This is a genomic window from Puia sp., assembly GCF_035546395.1.
GTDB lineage: Bacteria > Bacteroidota > Bacteroidia > Chitinophagales > Chitinophagaceae > Puia.
The window spans coordinates 801,253-821,001 of sequence record NZ_DASZXR010000019.1 but is presented as its reverse complement, the minus strand read 5'-3'; the positions used below and the strand labels follow the sequence as shown (position 1 = coordinate 821,001).

Sequence of the window (19,749 nt, the reverse complement as noted above, 5' to 3'; positions counted from 1 at the left end):
TCGGGTCCGATGCTCGTTTCTGCACGATCGCTGTATCGAAACCGAACATCATGTCTCCCACAGGCCGTGACAGAAAAGTGGTCTTCAAGACTTTATATACCCGGCACTCTTTTGGATAATCCAAATGAACATGTTCAAAAACTATCTCAAGATTGCCTTACGCAGCCTTAGGAAAAGCAAAGGTTTTACGGCGCTCAACATCATCGGTCTCGCTACCGGCCTGGGGGTCTGCCTGCTGATCGTCCTGTACGTCACCGACGAGCTCAGCTACGACCGCTACAACGTCAACGCCGACCGCATCTATCGGATCGATGAGGATATCTACCTCAATAATACCAAGTACGACGCTGTCACCACCTCCAAATTTTTCGGTCCCACGCTCGTCGCTTCCTATCCGAAGATCCAGCAGATGGTGCGGTTCCGCAACCCGGGCGACCAGCTGGTGAGAAAAGGAAACGACCATGTGCTCGAACATCGCTTCGTTTTCGCCGACTCGACGATCTTCAAGGTCTTCACTTTGCCCATGATCGCCGGCGACCCCAATACCGCCCTTAACAACCCTCATTCCATCGTGATCGATGAAAGCGCCGCCCGCCGCTATTTCAACAACACCGATGTCGTCGGCCGCACGCTGGAGGTAGGTACAGACAATATACCCCTCCAAATCACCGGGGTCATCCGGGATATGCCGGAACAGTCCCAATTCCATTTCAGCTTCATTCGCCCCATGCGCGAAGCCTACAACTTCAATGACCCCAGTGACAACGACTGGGTAAGTAATCCTTATTATACTTATATCCTTGCCCAACCGGGCACCACGCGAGCGGAGGTCCAGAAGGATGTAGATGAAGTCGTCAACCTCCATATCGGCCCGGCCCTCCAGGGAATGTTCCACGTTTCGGGCGCCGATCTCGAGAAAGCGGGTAATCATTTCCGGTGCCGCATCTTCCCCCTCACCGAGGTGCACCTCCATTCCAATAAGTCTGGTGAGCTCGAAGCAAACAGCAATATTCAGTATGTATATATTTTTTCCGTCATCGCAGTACTCATCGTCGTGATCGCCTGCGTCAATTTCATGAACCTCACCACCGCCCGCTCGGCGAACCGTGCCAGGGAGGTGGGTATCCGCAAGGTCGCCGGCTCGACAAAAGGGCACCTCATCCTCCAGTTCCTCACCGAGTCCATCCTGCTCAGCGTCTTCTCCCTCGTCCTCGCCCTTGGCATTGCTGTCCTGCTGCTGCCGATGTTCAATCAGCTTGCCGGCAAATCGCTCCATTCCGACATGCTCTTCAGCGGCCGGTTCCTGCCCGTCCTCCTCCTCCTGGTGTTGGTGATCGGTTGTCTCGCCGGCAGCTACCCCGCCTTCTACCTTTCCTCCTTCCAGCCGATCCAGGTATTGAAAGGAAAGATAGCCGCAGGCTTTAAGAGCAGTTGGCTTCGTAGCAGCCTGGTGGTGTTTCAATTTTTTATTTCCATTGGCCTCATCGTCAGTACCCTCGTCATCTATCGCCAGCTGCATTATATTCGAAATAAGGAAGTCGGCTTTAATCGGGACCAGGTACTCGTTATCCATGATACCTGGTCGCTCGGCCGGGAGGGCACGACCCATCTTCGCAAGAACCTGCTCACCCTTGCCGGGGTCACCGATGCAACCGTCACCCCCGACATCCCTACCGTCGGCGGCGATCAGTACTGGCAAGAAGGCTGGTTCCGGGAGGCCTCGCTGGACGCCAGGAAATCGATCCTCATGACCACGCTGAGGGTCGACGGCCATTATGTTCCCACCCTCGGCATGCAGATCGTCAAAGGCCGCAACATCGACCTCGCGCAATTTCCTACCGACTCCACCGCCATCCTCCTCAATGAAGCCGCCGTAGCGACGCTCGGTGTGAAGGACCCGCTCAATCTGATCCTCTACAATCATGATGATCTGTACAATACAATCACCTATCATGTCGTCGGCGTCGTAAAGGATTTCAACTACAACTCCATGCATGACAAGATCCATCCCCTTGTTATGGTGGTCAATACGTATAACTGGAGCACCATGGCCGTCCGCCTCCACACGAATGACGTCTTCGGTCTCATCCGGCAGGTGGAAAGTGCCTTCCATTCCGTTAAGCAAGGAGTGCCTTTCAGCTACACCTTCATGGATAACGACTTTGATAAATTGTATCACGCCGAACAGCAGACCGGCCGGATCTTCATCACGTTCGCGGTCTTCGCCATCCTCATTGCCTGCCTCGGTCTCTTCGGCCTCGTCACCTATGCCGCTGAACAACGCACCAAGGAGATCGGGATCCGCAAGGTCCTTGGCGCCCGCGTCACCAGCATCGTCGGTCTGCTCAGCAGGGACTTCACGATGCTTGTCGGGATCGCTGCGCTCATCGCTTTCCCCGCCGCGTGGTGGGCCATGTACAAGTGGCTGGAGACGTTTGCCTATCGTACGGAGATCGGCTGGTGGATCTTCCTCGTGGCCGGCGCCGTCGCCCTCGTCATTGCCCTGTTGACGGTGAGTGTTCAGGCCATCCGCGCGGCCCTCGCTAACCCCATAAAATCCCTCCGCAGCGAATAATCGGCGTCGTCCTGCAATAAATCGAAAACTTAGACGTTGAGCTGGTCATGAGAAAGCTAATTGCCGGCCTCATGGCCTTATCCCTCGCCTCCTTTTCTCTATCTGCTATTGCCCAGGATTCCATTCCTTATCTTACGGGAACGGTCCACCTATCGATCGAAAAGGGCACCATGGATTGCGACCTCACTTTAAGGGGTTATCCCTTTATCAGCGACTATCTGATCCGGATCAATTCCGGGATGAACATCCTCTATTTCAGGAGTGTGCAGCCGGATTTCAAGATCTATTACGATCGTTCCTCGAACGATTCCACCAGCACCGACGAAACCAACGGGTACTATTTTGGCGCGGATCCGAAGCAGGGCGGCAAATTCCTGCCAAAGGCCATCCGCTTCCGGTATACGGGTAAGTTCCCGGTAGTAACGGATACGGCTATGTCGGGGGAAGTGTCTGTTGAGGATTGGCGGGGAAACATCGCCTTTAATGGCTATTCCGTGCGGGCTGACGGTCTTCAGAGCTGTTGGTACCCGGTGCTCTACGATATTAAGATGAAAAAACGGTATGAGCGGGTCAGATATGATCTGGATGTGGACTGTCCGGATTGCCGGGTGATCTATGTTAACGGGACGGCGCCGGTTTCCGGGACGCATGCCCACCTGCACAGCGATGTTCCCCGGGAGATGTTTATGTATGCGGGAGACTTCCCGGTGGTGAATTCGCAGGGTACGTTCTTCCTCAACGCGGGTCTGGATGAGACCCATCTACGGAGCTTCACGAAGATGACGAATGATATCAAACATTTTTATGAATCCCATTTGAAAATACCTTTTACGGATACGATCACCTATATCCAGGCAACGCCGACGGCGCCAGATCATGCGTGGGCATTCGTAGCCTTTCCCAGCATCGTCAATGTCGGCTTCGGGAAATATGCCCTCAACAGCTATGCCGATCCCCAGGGGAACAGCTGGTTGATCTCGACCCTATCGCACGAGCTGGGCCATTTCTATTTTGGGACGTCCCGTTATTTCAACACCGATTTTTCGCCAGTACTTGGCGAGGGGTTGGCAGAATTCCTGTCTCTGAACGTGTCGCGGACCCTACTGCCGGACAGTATCTATAAAAAGAGGATCGCTCAGAAGGTGAAGGCGATGAAGGATTTCAAACCTCTTCCATTCACCCGTATCCGGACAGAAAGGGACTTTCATAACCGGGAATTGTATGTCTACTATTTCGCTCCCTTTGTCTATATGGCCATCCAGAAGGAGATCGGCGAGAAGGCCACCTGGGAGTGGATGCAACAGTTGCTGAAGATGCCCGGCGACTTTACGAACTATACTTTCCTGGAAACCACGCTTAGCAAGGCTCTTGGCAATCCCGGCCGGCTGGCTGAGCTAAAGGCCAACTATTTCGATTCCGACGAGGCATTGGGCAACGCGCTAAAGGAACTTGGCTATTAGCGCTCCTGTCAGGGAAATTTTCCGTAATTTATTGGTAAGGCGGCGATGCCGCGGGCTAAACCATAAACACCATGATACTGAATTATCTAAAGACTGCTCTACGGAACATGCGGCGGAACCGGCTTGCGACGGGATTGAACTGGATGGGATTGGGGGTGGCGTTTGCGGCGATCATTTTGATCTTTTTGTGGGTGGAGGATGAGTTGGGGTATGACAAATTCACGCCGGGGGCGGAAAGGATCTTCCGATTGGTGGGGAAGGTGGGGCCGGGGGCGGGGTCGGGATTGCAGGAGGCGGTGGGGACGGCGATGGTGCCGACGGCGTTTGCGGCGGCAATCGGGCGGGCGGTGCCGGAGGTGCGGCGGGTGACACATCTTTATGATGCGCAGAAGCTGATGACGGTGGGGACGCGGAAGTTCGAGGAGAAACGGATCTTTTGCGTGGATACGAATTTCCTGGAGATCTTTAATTATCCGCTGCTGAGGGGTAATAAGACGATGGTGCTGAGGGAGCCCAATAGCGTGTTGCTGACGGAGACCACGGCAAAGAAATATTTCGGGAATGTGGACGCGGCGATGGGGCAACGCATCTTTGATGAAAATGACAGCTTGACTCTGGAGGTGGCGGGCGTGTTGTGGGATGTACCGGCTCAATCGCACCTGCAGTTCGACCTGCTGCTGCCGGAGAGGATGGGGAACAGCGGCATCGATCCGACGCAGACCTGGCGGTATTTCGACTGCCGCACTTATCTGCAGCTCGGGGATGAAGTGGAGCCGGATGTGGCGACCTTGCGGAAGATCGAACAGCGCCTGAAGGATATCCGGGATAAAAATATCGTCAATACTCCCGCTGTGCCCGCCTCTTGGACGCTGCAGGCGCTGCCGGATATCCACTTGCGGTCGAATCTAAAGAACGATCTGGATGGTCAGGGCAATATCCAATCTGTCCGATTGTTTTCGCTGATCGCGCTGTTCATCCTTGCCATTGCCTGTATCAACTTCATGAATCTGTCGACGGCCATGGCGAGCAAGAGGGCCAAAGAGGTGGGCCTGCGTAAAACGATCGGGGCCTTACGGAGACAGCTGATCGCGCAATTCCTGGGCGAATCGATCCTGCTTGCCCTGCTTTCCCAGGTGCTGGCGCTGACGCTTGTCGCCCTGGCATTGCCTTTTTTCAACGAGCTTTCGGGCAAATCGATCTCCTTGCCCTTGCTGAATGGCTGGTTCCTGCTGAAGGTGATCGGGATCGCGCTGGCCGCGGGTCTGCTGGCGGGGTGCTACCCGGCCTTTTATCTTTCGGCGTCCAATGCGGTGCAGGTGTTGAAGGGGGCCAGGGTCGTGAAGGGATCGCTGCTGCGCAACGGGCTGGTGGTCCTGCAGTTTGCCCTCTCGGTGATCCTGATCATCTGCACGATCATTATTTATGACCAGCTGCAATTCCTGCATAACCGCGACATCGGGTTCGACAAGAACAACCTGTTGTATTTCCGAATTGCCGAGCTGGCGCAACCCGGTGACGGCGGGGCTGCCCTCAAGTTGGAGCTGCGGCAGAACCCGGCGATCGCCGATGTCAGCTGTAGCTGGCAGCTGCCGGACAATATGGGCGCGAGCACCCCTTTGCGATGGCGTGGCATGGATAACAAGACCCTGGTACTTGCCGTCCGTACCGGTGGCGATGATCGTTATGCCAGCACGCTGGGTCTGAAGATGGTCGCGGGCCGATATTATTCGCCTACGGACGGAAGAGATCGTTACGTGATCAATGAGAAGGCGGCCCGGGCGATGGGTGTGGACGCTTCAGCGGCGATCGGGAAGCTAATCACCCTCAACGATCTCGAGGGTCCGGTCATCGGCGTGGTAAAGGACTTCAATTTCCGGCCTGCGAACCAGCCGATCGGGCCGTTGGTGATCAAACACGATTCGAATGATGATATTATTTTAGTGAGGACCAAACCGGGAACTACGAGGCAGACGCTGGCGGCCATTCAAAGCGGGTTTGCGAGATATTATGGCAATGCGCCGTTCTCCTATGGCTTTGTCGACCAGGACCTGGACCGGCTCTACCGCGCCGAGGCACGGATGGGGTTTCTGTTCACTATTTTTTCGGCGCTGTCGATCCTCATCTGCTGCCTGGGGCTTTTTGGATTGGCGACCTTTGCGACCCAGCGGAGGGCGAAGGAGATCGGTGTGCGGAAGGTGCTGGGTGCGGGCGAGGCAGGGATCGTGGCCTTGCTGGCCAGGGAATTTTTGGTCCTTGTGGGGTTATCGCTACTGATCGCTTTCCCGGTTGCGGGATGGGCGATGGACAGGTGGCTGGAGGGTTTTGCCTATAAGGTGACTATCAGTGGGTGGGTCTTTGCTGCGGCGGGAGCCATGGCCCTGTCGATCGCCTTTGTAACGGTGAGCTATCAGACGATCAAGACGGCCATGGTCAATCCCGTGCAGTCGCTTCGAAGTGAATAACTATTACATCTTGTGCACACGGCCGGAGCCGGCGGAGGTGATATTGACGGCGGTAGCGTTGCCGGTGTAGTTGACGCTGCCCGAGCCGGCGATATGAGCTGAGAGGGACTTGTTGATCTCCATCCGGATGTCACCAGAACCGGCGATGCTGATCTCGGCGCCGTTGACCTTCAGATCCGGCGCCTTGAGGTTGCCGGAGCCGGCGATGGAAATGTTGGAATTTTCGGCCTTGCCGCGGAGATCGATATTGCCCGAGCCGGCGATGCTGACCGTTAAATCGTCGGCCTCGACAACGGCAGTGATGTTACCGGAGCCGCCTACGCTGACCTTTACCTTTTCTCCTTTTACAGTGCCCTCTACATCGATGGAGCCGGAGCCGCCAAGGCCTACGGACGAAAGCGCTTTGGCGCTGACATAGACGTCGACCCGGCCAATGTGTTCGTGTCTCCGTTCATACTCTTTGTAGAAGCGGATTTTGAGCACCCCGTCTTCGACGACGGTTTCGATCTTCTGGAGATCCGCGGCGTCTCCACTGAGCCGGAGGCTTTCGGTGCCGTCGATCTTTGCGTGTACGTTAAAGGAGCCCCCGGTGCTTATTCCATGATAGCCGGAGACGGAGCGGTTTTGTTCGGACTGGGCGAAGGTCTTGCCGACTACGCCGGCTATCAGGAACAGGGCCAGAGCGGCCATTTTTAGCGTTTTCATGCGTTGATTCTTTTTTGTTGAACGTTTATTTTCTTAAAAGGTTACTCTAAAGTCGGGAGAGCGGCAGCTTTTGTTGCACGCGCCAAAAAAATGGCCCCCGAATTACCGGGGGCCGAGCGCGTGGAATCAGGGATAAGGAAATTTATTGCTTTCGGAAGATCATTTTTGTGCTTTGGACGGGCAGGCCGTCGATGATCAGCGAGCAGATGTAGACGCCCGAAACGCCGAAACCATGATTGAAAACCACCTGGTTGAGGCCTTTCTGGAGATGGACCGGGATGCGTTCGACCAACCGGCCATCCAGGCTGCTGATTTGCAGGCAACACCGGTCGGCATAGGCGTCGGTGCCGGAGGAGATGGCGATCATCGTGGCCTCGTCGAAGGGGTTGGGACGGTTGGGCATCAGGCGGATGCCCTGGTCGCCCGGATCGCCGGCCGCGGGATGGGTGCTATCCGGCTGCAGGTCGAGGATGAACAAACCGGTAGACAAGATATATTCCGTGGAGAACTGGCTCTCCGTACCGTTGGCGTCCATGGCCGCGGCGCTGACATAAAACGTGGTATTGCTCGCGTACGGCACCTTCAGCACGGCGGATGACGCCCCTGTAACGGTATAGACCGTATCCCAGTCGTTTGTCGCCGAACGGACGGCAACCCGATAGGCGGGGCTGTTCGCGGGGTTGAACATCACCTTGATCGTATTGGCGGACCAGAGGGTACCCATCATCGATATGGTGTCCGGTCCTAGGGCGACCATGGCCATCGAGTTGCCATTGACGAGCGCGTTGCGGGCGAGATAATTCGTATTGACATAGATCGAGTCGATGGTATGTGTGGAGCTGTTGTAGTGTCCCAGGCTGTCGCGGACGTTGTGTTGGCGGTCGGAATAGCCTGAGCCATTGCTGCCGTTGCCGTCCTCGTTGGCCTGCGTGAAACGGACGGCGGTGTAGCCAATCTTTGTAAAGGCCTGGTGATCGCCGCCGCGACCCGTACGATCCTCGGGTTCCATCACCTGGATATTGGTGGGAACGGCGACCTGGCTGAGCAGCTGCTCTTTATACTCCAGCTTTATATAGCGGGCCCATTGTTTGTCCGGGGAGTTGAAATCTCCCAACGAAAAGATGCGCAGGTCGGTGCTGTCGATGTCTCCATAGAAGGGACAGCTCGGGGCGGAGGCCGTATGGCCACAGAACACGCCGCCCGATACGTCATTGTTATTGACGGCCTTTATCAGCACATTGTTGTTCGAAAGATAGTTCGCCAGGGCTTTGGCCCCTATGAGCCCCTGTTCTTCGCCGGTGTTGACGGAGAAGAGGATCGTATTCCGGAAGGTGTACTTGCTCATGACGCGGGCCAGCTCGAGGACCAGCGCGGTGCCGGTGGCGTTATCACCGATACCGGGGGCGCTTCCGGTGACATCGCAGTTGCTGACATTCCGGCTATCCATATGCGCCTCGACGATGATGAGCGACTTGTTGGCCGTCTGACTGCCGGGCAGCACGGCAATCACATCGGCGTGCTTGTTGATGGAACTGGTGCTGCCGCAACCTGCGCCGGAGGGGTTGTAAGTAAAGGTGAGATAGGCCGATTTGAGGCGGTCGTCGTTGGCGGCGCTGTATTGCTGGAACTTGCTCAGGACCCAACGCCTCGCCGCACCGATCCCAAAGGAGCTGGAACTGGTGTCGGAGAATGTGTTGCGGTTCTGGAAGCTATTGAGCATGATCAAATAGGCTTTTAGGGAGTCCGGTGAGATGTCATTCAGCAATCCTGTCGAAATCACGGCGGGATCGGTGATGACGGTCGCAGCCTGATAATCCGAGGGCGTATAATTCCCCAGGATGATCTTGTTGACCTCGTTTGAGGTAACGGCTTCCCCGGATTGTGCGTAGGCGCCACCTGCCCACGCAAGCGTGAGGAGGAGGGCCGGCAAATAGGTTTTCATAGTTACCGATTGTTAAAAGCCTTTCTTACAAAGACCTGATCGACGAGCACGATCTGAACCAGGTAGACAGAGGCCGGCAGTGAGGACAATCCCTCGAGCGTAAAGGTGTTGACACCTCTGATGCCTTCATATTGTCCCTGCTGGACGAGCACTCCCTTGCTGTCCAGCAGCCTGATGGAGACACGCTGCGTCCCGATGAGGCTGAGACGGACCGTCAGCTGATCCCGGAAGGGGTTCGGCGCGACGTCCATGACCGCGTTCACGAGGGAAGAGGCAATGGTCACCACATTGCTGTAGGCGAGATTGCCGCTCCCGTCTGTCCATTCCAAACGGTAGTTATTAGGGGTATTAGGGATCGGACTTTCGTCCGTGAATGAATGATTGACGCTTGTGCCGTTGCCCGTGCCCGGAACGTTGCCGATGTTCTGGTACGTAAGGCCGTCGACCGAACGCTGGATCTTGAAGCGGGTAGCGGCGGTTTCGTCGAGCGATGTCCAGGTGAGCAGGTTGCCCTGGCCGGTGGCCTTGCCTGTAAAGGTGCCGAGCGACTGGGCGAGGACGACGGACATATTGATGGTATAGGTCGCCGGGGTCGGGTCCTGTTTGCCCGCGGCGTCGACATACGCATATTGGAACGACGTGCTCAGGGTATTCACCGTTGTGAATTTCATCTGCAGGAGCGTGGGATCATAATTCGTGATCTTATATCCGTTGCCGAGCAGCGAACCATTATAATACAACTGTTCGTTGCTGGGTATGGTGGTGATGACGACGGTTTTGCCGCTGCCCATCGATCCGTCTTCGGGGTCGGAGCCCGTGAGCGGGCCGGGGCTGGATACGCTACCGGAGCCGTTGAGGGGCAGGAACGAGTTGAGCACGGGCGTGCCGATGGTATAATACTGATCGAATGAATTGGGTATCTGTTCGATGCCGAAGTCGATACCGGTCACCGAGGAAGTGCCCGAGGTGAAGGTTTCGATCAGCGGAGAGGTGTTGGTCCAGGTGGACGGGATCTGCGCCGTGGGCACGGGGCTTCCGACGGTGCCGGGCGAGGTGGTGATGTAGACCTCCATGCCGACCGCGTTGACGGGGCAGTTGACGAGCGTATAGGTGCCGTCGGCCGCCACGGTGGTGGTGGAGAGGACGTTCCCCGTGATGGGGTCCACGAGGTTGGCATAAAGCGTATTGCCGGCGTTTGTCGGAGCCTCGCCGTTGGTGCGGATGTTGGTAAAGCCGCCGTTGGCGCTGCCGTCGGCATCATCCCATACGGTACCCGATACGGTGATACACTGAAGGGTCAGCATCTGGGTGGTGTCGAGGGTGATCCCCCAGGCCCAGGTGTTGAGCAGGCGGGCGTTACCGTAGTCGTTACACTGCAGGTTATCATGGTTGTTGTATGTTCCACTATAGCTGACGGAGTCGGCAGGGGTCTGGTTGGTAATGTTCCCGTTCCCATTCCAGGCGCGACCATAGGTGACCGCACCGCCGCCCGGCCATACCGGCCTGACGCCGACGACCGAGTTGTCATAACCGATACCGCTACTATTGTTATTGTTGCTGGAGCCGGTGGTACAGTTACCCATACTTGTCAAACCTGCGTCATTCCAGTACAGGATCGCATTCGACTGCACGGCGGCGGCAGGAGCATATCCATCGACTCGGAAGCCGTTGACGTTTAGCTCCACATCATAGAAGGGGATATTGATACGGCCTTTCCGATAGGAGAAAATGATCGGGAAGGTAGTATTGGCAGGTACGACGTTGCCCAGACCATCCTTACCATCCCAGACATAGGTGCGGATGGCGGCAGGTTGGTTGATGAGTTCGATGAAGCGGTCGGCGGTGTTGTTCTGGAAACCGGGGACCCCGTTGAGATCGAAAAGCAGGTAATAGTCCCCGGGTTGTGGCGCCTTGAACCGGATGTTATACGGCCCGGGGGGACAGCCCGAGATGACGGGCGCCAGCAATATCGGCGCGCTCGGGATCACACAGGCCGGATAGACGTTGGGATCCGGTGGGTTGAGAAATACATCGAAACCGCCGGTTAGGTAGGGGGAGACAAGGTTTTGCAGATTGATCGAATTCCGGTCGACCAGCCAGTTGCCGTTATTGATACAGCCGAAGCTGTTAAAGGCGATGATATAGGAAAGGGGCATGAATCCGCTGGCGTTGGTAAGCGGCGGGGAAGGGAACGATACCTTGACGGTTACCGAGTCGGGCGTATAGCCATAGAAGGCGGCATTGGTCGAGGTAGCGGGGTCCTGGATATCGTTCTTGGCCGGGTTGTAAACGGAAAAAGCCCACTCGTTACAGTGGACGCGACCGGCAACCGGAATCGAATTTTGGGCGACCGTGATGTCGAAGTATTTGGCCAGCATGGACTCGCCGCCGCTGATGTGGGTGACGCCGCCGTCCGTACTTCGATAGAAGGAAACATAATAGTCCCCGTTCATCGTGGGGGTGAAGGAAAGGGGGAGATACCCGTTGGTGGGGACGCCGGCGATTTGCGGTCCCCTGATCGCGTTGACATAGCCGTTGACTCCGCCGATAAATCCGGGGGTACCGACCGTAGAAGGAAGATTGACCGTCTGAACGAGCGTGCCCGTGGGGTCATAGATGTTCATATAAACGTCGGAATAGGTCCCTGTGCTGGGCGTGCCGGAAGGAGAAAGCGGTTCCCAGTTGAACCCATAATAGAAAACCTCCGTATTAAAATCGGCAATATGTATCTGGATATGATTGTCGAGGGGAGCGCCCAGGTAGCTACCGACGCTACCCAGGGGGAAGCTGGAGGTGGTGGAGACGATCAGACCCGTCCCATTCGTGGTATTTGGCATGACCTGCTTTGTCCCCTCGGCGCGGATGCCGTCAGGCTTTATCAGGCAGCACAATAATGCCAGGATAAGGAATAGGGTGTACAAAGGTTTCATAAGGATGGATTAAAAAGATGAATGCAAGCTAGACAAGAAAAGGATCAAGTCCAATCGTACAAACACAGCCTCGATTACAGGAAAATACGTTCTTGGGACGAACAAAATGACCAACAAGGACTTATGAATTAGACAAATTCAAAATTCCGCCAGATTCGACACAAAATAATTTTCCACATTAAGGGAAAACTTTATCTGAGATAAGTAAATGATTGTCAACCAATATGAGCCAGGCAGGTTTCGAGTCCGGTCTCCCAGGCGGGAATGGTCAGTTGATACGTGTTACGAATAAGTGTTTTGTCCAGGAGGGAGTAATGGGGTCTTTTGGCGGGGGTGGGGAACTGGCTGCTGGGGATGGGATTTACGGTGCAGGTGCTACCGATGCGCTCGCGGATGGCGAGGGCGAACTGGTACCAGGTGATGCGGCCTTCGTTGCTGTAATGATAGATGCCGGGGGCAAAGTGGGGATGAGTAACGATCTGCAGGATGGCGGCGGCCAGGTCGGCGGCATAGGTTGGGGAGCCCAATTGGTCGTCGACGACGTTGATCGCGGGGCGTTCTTTCATGAGCCGGATCATGGTCTTTACGAAGTTGTTGCCGAATTCGGAGTAGACCCAGGCGGTGCGGATGACGACCGTGGCGCCGGGGTTGTTCTCCATGGCTTTTTGTTCGCCGGCCAGTTTCGATGCGCCATAGACGTTGATGGGGCAGGTGGGGTCGGTTTCTTTGAGCGGGACGGCGGAGTTGCCGTCGAAGACATAGTCGGTGGAGATATGGATCAGCTTTGCATCGTGCTTTTTGCAGGCGGCGGCGAGGTAGCCGGGGGCGTCGCCGTTGATGCGGAATGCGGCGGCTTTATCGGATTCGGCTTTGTCGACTGCGGTGTAGGCGGCGCAGTTGATGCACCAGGCGGGTCGATGGGTAGCGAAGAAGGCGTTGACCTGTTGTTCGTCCTCGATGGGGAGCGTGCTACGATCGGTGAAGACGTAATTGTAGGCTGGGTGTCTTGCGGCGAGCATTTGGAGTTCGCGGCCGAGCTGGCCGTTGCCGCCGGTGACGAGGATGGTGATCTTAGCCATGGTATTCAAAATTGTTCCGGCATTGAGCGAAGGAGGGCAGCTCGAGGTCTTTGGAGGAGACGATGGCCTTTCCTGCGGGGACTTTCCAGTCGATGGCGAGTTGTGGGTCGTCGAAGCGGATGCCGCCTTCGCTTTCCTTGCTGTAGAGCCCATCGCATTTATAGGCGAGCTGAGCCGTTTCGCTGAGTACGGAGAAGCCATGGGCGAAGCCGCGGGGGATGAGGAGCTGTAGTTTGTTCTCCGCAGAGAGTTCCACGGCCACAGATTTTCCGAAGGTAGGTGAGCCTTTGCGGATGTCGACGGCTACGTCGAGAACCGTGCCTTCCAGTACGCGGACCAATTTGGTCTGGGCGTGGGGGTCCAGCTGGTAGTGCAGGCCGCGGATGACCCCGTATTTTGAGAAGGACTGGTTGTCCTGGACGAAGTGCATGTCCAGGCCCTGCTTTTGGAAGGTCTGCTCATTATAGGATTCGTAGAACCAGCCCCGTTCGTCCTTGTATACGGCGGGTTCAAAGATGATCAGTCCCGGGATGTCGGTCGTTTTGAAGGGCATCCTTTATCGTTTGTGATATTGTTCGTCGTAATATTTCCTATAATCTCCGGAGGTGACTTGTTTCACCCAGTCCTGGTGGCCGAGGTACCAGTCGACCGTCCTTTCCAGGCCTTCTTCGAACTGGAGGGAGGGTTTCCAGCCCAGTTCCTTATTGAGCTTTGTCGCGTCGATCGCATAGCGATGATCGTGGCCGGGGCGGTCGGTGACGTAGGTGATCAATTTCGCCGATTCTCCGGGGGAGCGTCCGAGCTTTTTATCCATGACGCTGCAGAGGAGGTTGACGATATCGATGTTCTTCCATTCGTTGAAGCCGCCGATATTGTATTTCTCCCCTACCCTGCCCTTGTGGAAGATGGTGTCGATGGCGCGAGCGTGGTCGTCGACGAAGAGCCAGTCGCGGACGTTATCCCCTTTGCCGTACACCGGCAGGGGTTTGTTGTTGAGGATATTGTTGATCATCAGCGGGATCAACTTCTCCGGGAAGTGATTGCTGCCATAGTTGTTGCTACAGTTGGAAAGGATGACCGGCAGGCCATAGGTATGATGCCAGGCCATTACGAAATGATCGGAGGAAGCCTTTGACGCGCTGTACGGGGAACGCGGGTCGTAGGGCGTCTCTTCCGTGAAGAAGCCGGTGTCGCCGAGCGAGCCGTAGACCTCGTCGGTGGACACGTGATAGAACAGTTTGCCGGTATAGTTACCTTTCCAGGCATTGCCGGCGATGTGGAGGAGGTTGGCGGTGCCGAGTACGTTGGTGCGAACGAAGGCCAGGGGATCCATTATGGACCGGTCGACATGGCTTTCGGCGGCCAAATGGATGACGGCATCGAACTTATACCTGACGAAAAGCTCCTGTATGCGTGGGCCGTCGATGATATCCGCCTTTTCGAATACGTAGTTGGGGGCGGACTCGATGTCTTTCAAGTTCCCGAGGTTTCCAGCATAGGTGAGGGCATCGCCGTTGACGATGCGGTACTGCGGGTATTTCGTAACGAACAGCCGCACTACGTGTGAGCCGATGAAACCGGCGCCGCCGGTAATTAGAATTGTCTTGCTTTCGTTTACCATTACAGACTCCAGTATTTTCTGTTATTGATCCGGTTCTTATAGGTGCCCTTAAGATCGGCGATGAGGGCGCCATCGCGGGTGATGGCTGTAAAATAAGCGTCATCCAGGTCCTTGTACTGGACGTGGGGGACGGTGATGATGACGGCGTCGTAGTTGGCGTTTACCTTTCGGCAGAGATAGAGGCCGTATTCTTCATGGACTTCATCTTCCATTGCATAGGGGTCTTCGATATCGACGGCGATATTGAAGGCCAGCAGTTCCTTCACGGTGTCGACGATCCGGGAGTTTCGGATATCGCTGACGTTCTCCTTGAACGTAACGCCTTTTACGAGCACGCGGGGCTCGTTGGAAACGCGCAGGACATGGGTGATGATCTTGCGGGCGACATAGCGGGCCATGTCGTCGTTGATATAACGGGAAGAGGCGATGACCTTTGACTCGTAGCCCAGTGCCGCCGCCTTGTAGGTAAGGTAGTAGGGATCGATACCGATACAGTGACCGCCTACCAGGCCTGGCTGGAATTTAAGGAAGTTCCATTTCGTCCCGGCGGCTTCGATGACGTCGTAGGTGTTGATCCCCATGCGGTCGAAAATGAGGGACAGCTCGTTCATGAGGGCGATATTGAGGTCACGTTGGGTGTTCTCGATGATCTTGCTGGCTTCGGCCACCTTGATGGAGGGGGCGGGGTGGACGCCGGCGTCGACGACGAGGCGGTATGTTTTTGCAATCTCGTCGAGGGCCACGGGGGTGTTGCCGGAAACGACCTTTATGACTGTGCGAAGGGTGTGTTTTTTGTCACCCGGGTTAATCCGTTCGGGGCTATAGCCGAGGCTGAAATCGCCGTTGGCGAGTTTCAGGTCGGAATTCTTTTCCAGGATGGGCAGGCAATCCTCTTCGGTGCAGCCCGGGTAGGTGGTGGATTCGTATACGACGTAGTCGCCTTTCTTGAGCACTTTTCCAACGGTGGTGGAGGCGCCGACGAGCGGTTTCAGATCGGGTACGTTGTATTTGTCGACGGGAGTGGGTACGGCGATGATGAAGAACCGGGCTTCTTTCAAGACCTCCATATCGTCGGTGAAGACGATGTCACGGTCCTTGAAATCAGAGGCATCGACCTCTTTGCTGGGGTCGATGCTGTTGCGCATCATATCGATGCGCCGGGCGTTGATGTCGAAGCCGATGACGGAAATTTTTCGGGCGAATTCGAGTGCGATGGGGAGTCCAACATACCCCAGGCCGATGACGGCGAGTTTTGCTTTTTTGGCCAGTAGCTCTTCGTAGATCTTGACTTCGTTCATAATAGTTTAGTTAACAGAGTAGCATTAGTTCCTGCTGACAAATTCCTTAGGTTGTTTTGTCCATTCTTCCGGCGGGAGGGATTTGAAGTAATCATAGGTGATGCGGAGGCCTTCCTTGCGTTCGACCCGGGGTTCCCAGCCGAGGATCTCCTTTGCGCGGGAGATATCGGGCCGGCGTTGCTTGGGGTCGTCGACGGGGAGCGGCTTGTGTACGATCTTCTGTTTGGAGCCGGTGAGGGAGATGACCTCTTCGGCGAATTGCTTCAGGGTGATCTCCGACGGGTTACCGATATTGACGGGCAGGTGATAGTCGCTGAGGAGGAGGCGGTAGATGCCTTCGACGAGGTCATCGACATAGCAGAAGGAGCGGGTTTGGCTGCCGTCGCCGAAGACGGTCAGGTCTTCGCCGCGGAGGGCCTGGCCGATGAAGGCGGGCAGGGCGCGGCCGTCGTTGAGCCGCATTCTCGGGCCGTAGGTATTGAAGATGCGGACGATGCGGGTCTCCAGGCCATGGAAATTATGATAGGCCATGGTCATGGCTTCCTGGAAGCGTTTGGCTTCGTCATAGACGCCGCGGGGTCCGACGGGGTTCACATTGCCCCAGTATTCTTCGGTTTGGGGATGGACGAGCGGGTCGCCGTAGATCTCCGAGGTGGAGGCCACGAGGATGCGTGCCCGTTTGGATTTGGCGAGGCCGAGACAGTTATGGGTACCCAGGGAGCCTACTTTGAGGGTCTGGATGGGTATCTTGAGGTAGTCGATGGGGCTTGCGGGGGACGCGAAGTGCAGGATGTATCGCAGTTCGCCGGGAACGTGGATGAATTTGCTCACATCGTGGTGATAGAATTCGAACGCTTCCAGCCTGAAGAGGTGTTCGATGTTGCGAAGGTCGCCGGTGATGAGGTTGTCCATCCCGATCACGTGATAGCCTTCCTTTATGAACCGGTCGCAAAGGTGGGACCCGAGGAAGCCTGCTGCGCCGGTGATCAATACACGCTGTTTAGCCATGTGCGGTTGAATTAGTGCTTTTTATTTTTTTTCCGGTACGGCCGGCGCGCGGCCGATGCTTTCATAGTAGAAACCGAGTTCCCGGATGGCGGCGATGTCGAACAGGTTGCGGCCGTCGAAGATGACCTTGTTCTTCAGGCTGGTGACGATCTTCAGGAAGTTCGGGGTCCGAAATTCGTTCCATTCGGTAGCGATGATCAGGGCGTCGGCTCTCTCCAGGGCCTCGTATTGGTTTTCCGCGTAGGTGACCTTGTCGCCGATGAGCTGTTTGACGTTGTTCATGGCTTCGGGGTCGAATACGGAGACGGTGGCGCCTTCTTTAACGAGGGCGTCGATGATATACAGCGCCGGGGCTTCGCGGATATCGTCGGTGTTGGGTTTGAAGGCCAGGCCCCAGAGTGCGAAGTGGCGGCCTTTGATATTGTCCTTGAAATATTTTTTGATCTTGGGAATCAGGTGGAGCTTCTGTCTTTCGTTGACGTCCATGACAGCGTTGAGGATCTGGAAGTCATAGCTTACTTCCTGCGAGGATTTTACCAGCGCCTGTACGTCCTTGGGGAAGCAGGAGCCGCCGTAGCCGATGCCGGGGAAGAGGAAGCGTCTGCCGATGCGTTCGTCGCTGCCGATGCCGCGGCGTACCATGTCTACGTCGGCGCCGAGGCGTTCGCAGAGGAGGGCCACTTCGTTCATGAAGGTGATCTTGGTGGCGAGGAAGGAGTTGGCGGCGTATTTCGTGAGTTCGGCGGAGCGTTCGTCCATGAAGATGATGGGGTTGCCCTGGCGGACGAAAGGAAGATAGAGATCGTTCATTACCTTGCGGGCGCGGTCGGAGGAGGCGCCGATGACGACACGGTCGGGTTTCATGAAATCGTCGACGGCGACGCCTTCCCGGAGGAACTCGGGGTTGGAGACGACGTCGAATTCGCCGGCGTAGTTTTTTTTGACGGCGGCGTGTACCTTTTCGGCGGTGCCGACGGGTACGGTGCTTTTATCGACGATGACCTTATAGTCTTTGAGGATCTTGCCGAGATGGTCGGCGACGCCGAGAATGTATTTGAGATCGGCGGACCCGTCCTCACCGGGAGGAGTGGGCAGGGCCAGGAAGATGATCTCGGCGTCTTTGATGCCTTCTTCGAGGCTGGTGGTGAACTTCAGGCGTTCTTCCTTCAGGTTGCGGAGGAAGAGCTTTTCGAGTCCGGGTTCATAGATGGTGATCTGGCCGTTGGTGAGCTTCTCTACTTTTTTCGTGTCAATGTCCACGCAGCAAACGTCATTTCCCGTTTCCGCGAAACAGGTACCTGTAACGAGTCCTACATAACCGGTGCCGATCACAGCGATTTTCATAAAGATCCTTTTTTCTGGTTTTTGTTTACTGTTTCGGCTAAAAATTAAGGAAAGGTAATTTTTAGCCTCAAATCCGCTAATATTTGTGCCCTTCAGGCACGAACCGGACTACGTCCGGTTCAAGTATTCGAGAACTGCGTCGCTTATCGCGTGCAGTTGTTCGTCGTCCAATTCTGTGTGCATGGGAAGGGAGATGACCCGTTCCGTCAGCCAATCGGTGGTTTCGAGGTGGTAGTCAGCCCCACCGAAGCCGGCAAACATCTGCTGGCGGTGGGCGGGTACGGGATAGTAGATCATCGACGGGATATTGCGGCCGGCAAGGAACTCATTGAGTCCGTTGCGGTCGACCCCTTCGAGGACCAGGGTATACTGGTGGAAGACATGATGGCTATACGAAGCCCGGTGGGGCGTCTTTATCTTCGGGTGGGCGCCAAAAGCCTGATCATAATGATCGGCGGCCGCCCTTCTGGCGGCGATGTATTCGTCCAACCTTTTCAGCTTTACGTTCAACACGGCTGCCTGGATGGAATCGAGGCGGCTGTTGCAGCCGACCAGGTCATGATAATAACGCCGGCTTTGCCCGTGGTTCGCAATCATTTTTAACCGGTTGGCTAACGCATCATCATCGGTGAATATTGCTCCGCCGTCGCCGTAACAGCCCAAATTTTTTGATGGGAAGAAGGAGGTACAGCCGATGTGGCCGATGGACCCCGTCTTTTTCACCGTGCCGTCGGGGAAGCGGTAATGACTGCCGATGGCCTGGGCGTTATCCTCGATGACGGAGAGGTTATGGCGGCGGGCGATGTCCATTATCTCCTGCATGGGCGCCGACTGCCCATAGAGGTGGACGGGGATGATAGCGCGGGTTCGGGGGGTGATCGCCGCTTCGATGGCGGCCGGATCGAGACAGAAAGTCCTGGGGTCGACCTCTACGAATACGGGTCTCAGTTTGAGAAGGGCAACGACTTCGGTTGTGGCGATGAATGTAAAAGACGGTGTGATCACTTCATCCCCGGGTTGCAAATCGAGTGCCATCATGGCGATCTGGAGGGCGTCGGTGCCGTTGGCGCAGGGGATGACGTGTTTGGAGCCTGTATAAAGGGAGAGGGCATTTGCCAGCTCTGTTACGGCCTTACCATTGATAAAGGCGGCATTATCGATCACCTCCTGTATCGCCGAATCCACTTCACTCTTTATTTTTGTATATTGCTGCTTCAGGTCAACCATTTGGATGGGTCGCATAGATATAATTATAGTCCTTGGGGGCACGAAACTACCACAAAATTGTGGTTTATCCAATGCTACCAATGGGTAGTTCGGCAAGC

General features: G+C 55.8%; 13 protein-coding genes. 3 read left to right on the top strand and 10 right to left on the bottom strand.

The genetic code is table 11. The features are described 5' to 3' along the window. Window positions 1–130 precede the first annotated feature (130 nt). From VHE34_RS29760 to VHE34_RS29750, 3 genes are all read left to right on the top strand, one after another. Window positions 131–2,575, top strand: coding sequence for an ABC transporter permease (locus VHE34_RS29760; protein ID WP_325594970.1), 2,445 nt, complete (start codon window positions 131–133; stop codon window positions 2,573–2,575). A gap of 47 nt (window positions 2,576–2,622) precedes the next feature. Next, window positions 2,623–4,035 (top strand): hypothetical protein, encoded by a 1,413-nt coding sequence (locus VHE34_RS29755; RefSeq protein WP_325594968.1) that lies wholly within the window; start codon window positions 2,623–2,625, stop codon window positions 4,033–4,035. Window positions 4,036–4,106: 71 nt separating this feature from the next. Then, window positions 4,107–6,497 carry an ABC transporter permease gene (locus VHE34_RS29750; protein WP_325594966.1) on the top strand — a complete coding sequence of 797 codons (2,391 nt, stop codon included), beginning with the start codon at window positions 4,107–4,109 and terminating at the stop codon, window positions 6,495–6,497. A 3-nt stretch (window positions 6,498–6,500) separates the two neighbouring features. Here VHE34_RS29750 and VHE34_RS29745 read toward each other — a convergent pair whose 3' ends face one another. From VHE34_RS29745 to VHE34_RS29700, 10 genes are all read right to left on the bottom strand, one after another. Continuing rightward, window positions 6,501–7,202 carry a head GIN domain-containing protein gene (locus VHE34_RS29745; protein ID WP_325594964.1) on the bottom strand — a complete coding sequence of 234 codons (702 nt, stop codon included), beginning with the start codon at window positions 7,200–7,202 and terminating at the stop codon, window positions 6,501–6,503. A 142-nt stretch (window positions 7,203–7,344) separates the two neighbouring features. Beyond that, window positions 7,345–9,144: a M28 family peptidase gene (locus VHE34_RS29740; RefSeq protein ID WP_325594962.1), complete on the bottom strand. Its 1,800-nt coding sequence runs from the start codon at window positions 9,142–9,144 to the stop codon at window positions 7,345–7,347. Between the two features lie 2 nt (window positions 9,145–9,146). Next, complete coding sequence (locus tag VHE34_RS29735; RefSeq protein WP_325594960.1) at window positions 9,147–12,074, bottom strand: hypothetical protein; 2,928 nt, start codon at window positions 12,072–12,074, stop codon at window positions 9,147–9,149. Between the two features lie 215 nt (window positions 12,075–12,289). Further along, window positions 12,290–13,153, bottom strand: a complete 864-nt coding sequence (gene rfbD, locus VHE34_RS29730) for a dTDP-4-dehydrorhamnose reductase (protein ID WP_325594958.1) — start codon at window positions 13,151–13,153, stop codon at window positions 12,290–12,292. Continuing rightward, window positions 13,146–13,706 (bottom strand): dTDP-4-dehydrorhamnose 3,5-epimerase, encoded by a 561-nt coding sequence (rfbC, locus tag VHE34_RS29725; RefSeq protein ID WP_325594956.1) that lies wholly within the window; start codon window positions 13,704–13,706, stop codon window positions 13,146–13,148. The genes rfbD and rfbC overlap by 8 nt, the downstream gene beginning before the upstream one ends. Before the next feature lie 3 nt (window positions 13,707–13,709). After that, the gene (gene rfbB, locus VHE34_RS29720) at window positions 13,710–14,774 is read right to left on the bottom strand and encodes a dTDP-glucose 4,6-dehydratase (RefSeq protein WP_325594954.1); all 1,065 of its coding nucleotides are present in this window, start codon (window positions 14,772–14,774) and stop codon (window positions 13,710–13,712) included. After that, the gene (locus tag VHE34_RS29715; protein ID WP_325594952.1) at window positions 14,774–16,072 is read right to left on the bottom strand and encodes a nucleotide sugar dehydrogenase; all 1,299 of its coding nucleotides are present in this window, start codon (window positions 16,070–16,072) and stop codon (window positions 14,774–14,776) included. The genes rfbB and VHE34_RS29715 overlap by 1 nt, the downstream gene beginning before the upstream one ends. 24 nt (window positions 16,073–16,096) lie before the next feature. Beyond that, window positions 16,097–17,080 carry a UDP-glucuronic acid decarboxylase family protein gene (locus VHE34_RS29710; RefSeq protein ID WP_325594950.1) on the bottom strand — a complete coding sequence of 328 codons (984 nt, stop codon included), beginning with the start codon at window positions 17,078–17,080 and terminating at the stop codon, window positions 16,097–16,099. Window positions 17,081–17,101: 21 nt separating this feature from the next. Beyond that, on the bottom strand, window positions 17,102–18,424 hold the full coding sequence (locus VHE34_RS29705) for a UDP-glucose/GDP-mannose dehydrogenase family protein (protein WP_325594948.1): 1,323 nt from the start codon (window positions 18,422–18,424) through the stop codon (window positions 17,102–17,104). 108 nt (window positions 18,425–18,532) lie between these two features. Beyond that, window positions 18,533–19,666: a DegT/DnrJ/EryC1/StrS family aminotransferase gene (locus VHE34_RS29700; protein WP_325594946.1), complete on the bottom strand. Its 1,134-nt coding sequence runs from the start codon at window positions 19,664–19,666 to the stop codon at window positions 18,533–18,535. Window positions 19,667–19,749 lie beyond the last annotated feature (83 nt).

Excerpts from the sequence above, each read along its gene's own strand:
- VHE34_RS29760 (WP_325594970.1), top strand. The coding sequence starts at position 131 with ATGTTCAAAAACTATCTCAAGATTGCCTTACGCAGCCTTAGGAAAAGC.
- VHE34_RS29755 (WP_325594968.1), top strand. The coding sequence starts at position 2,623 with ATGAGAAAGCTAATTGCCGGCCTCATGGCCTTATCCCTCGCCTCCTTT.
- VHE34_RS29750 (WP_325594966.1), top strand. The coding sequence starts at position 4,107 with ATGATACTGAATTATCTAAAGACTGCTCTACGGAACATGCGGCGGAAC.
- VHE34_RS29745 (WP_325594964.1), bottom strand. The coding sequence starts at position 7,202 with ATGAAAACGCTAAAAATGGCCGCTCTGGCCCTGTTCCTGATAGCCGGC.
- VHE34_RS29740 (WP_325594962.1), bottom strand. The coding sequence starts at position 9,144 with ATGAAAACCTATTTGCCGGCCCTCCTCCTCACGCTTGCGTGGGCAGGT.
- VHE34_RS29735 (WP_325594960.1), bottom strand. The coding sequence starts at position 12,074 with ATGAAACCTTTGTACACCCTATTCCTTATCCTGGCATTATTGTGCTGC.
- rfbD (WP_325594958.1), bottom strand. The coding sequence starts at position 13,153 with ATGGCTAAGATCACCATCCTCGTCACCGGCGGCAACGGCCAGCTCGGC.
- rfbC (WP_325594956.1), bottom strand. The coding sequence starts at position 13,706 with ATGCCCTTCAAAACGACCGACATCCCGGGACTGATCATCTTTGAACCC.
- rfbB (WP_325594954.1), bottom strand. The coding sequence starts at position 14,774 with ATGGTAAACGAAAGCAAGACAATTCTAATTACCGGCGGCGCCGGTTTC.
- VHE34_RS29715 (WP_325594952.1), bottom strand. The coding sequence starts at position 16,072 with ATGAACGAAGTCAAGATCTACGAAGAGCTACTGGCCAAAAAAGCAAAA.
- VHE34_RS29710 (WP_325594950.1), bottom strand. The coding sequence starts at position 17,080 with ATGGCTAAACAGCGTGTATTGATCACCGGCGCAGCAGGCTTCCTCGGG.
- VHE34_RS29705 (WP_325594948.1), bottom strand. The coding sequence starts at position 18,424 with ATGAAAATCGCTGTGATCGGCACCGGTTATGTAGGACTCGTTACAGGT.
- VHE34_RS29700 (WP_325594946.1), bottom strand. The coding sequence starts at position 19,666 with ATGCGACCCATCCAAATGGTTGACCTGAAGCAGCAATATACAAAAATA.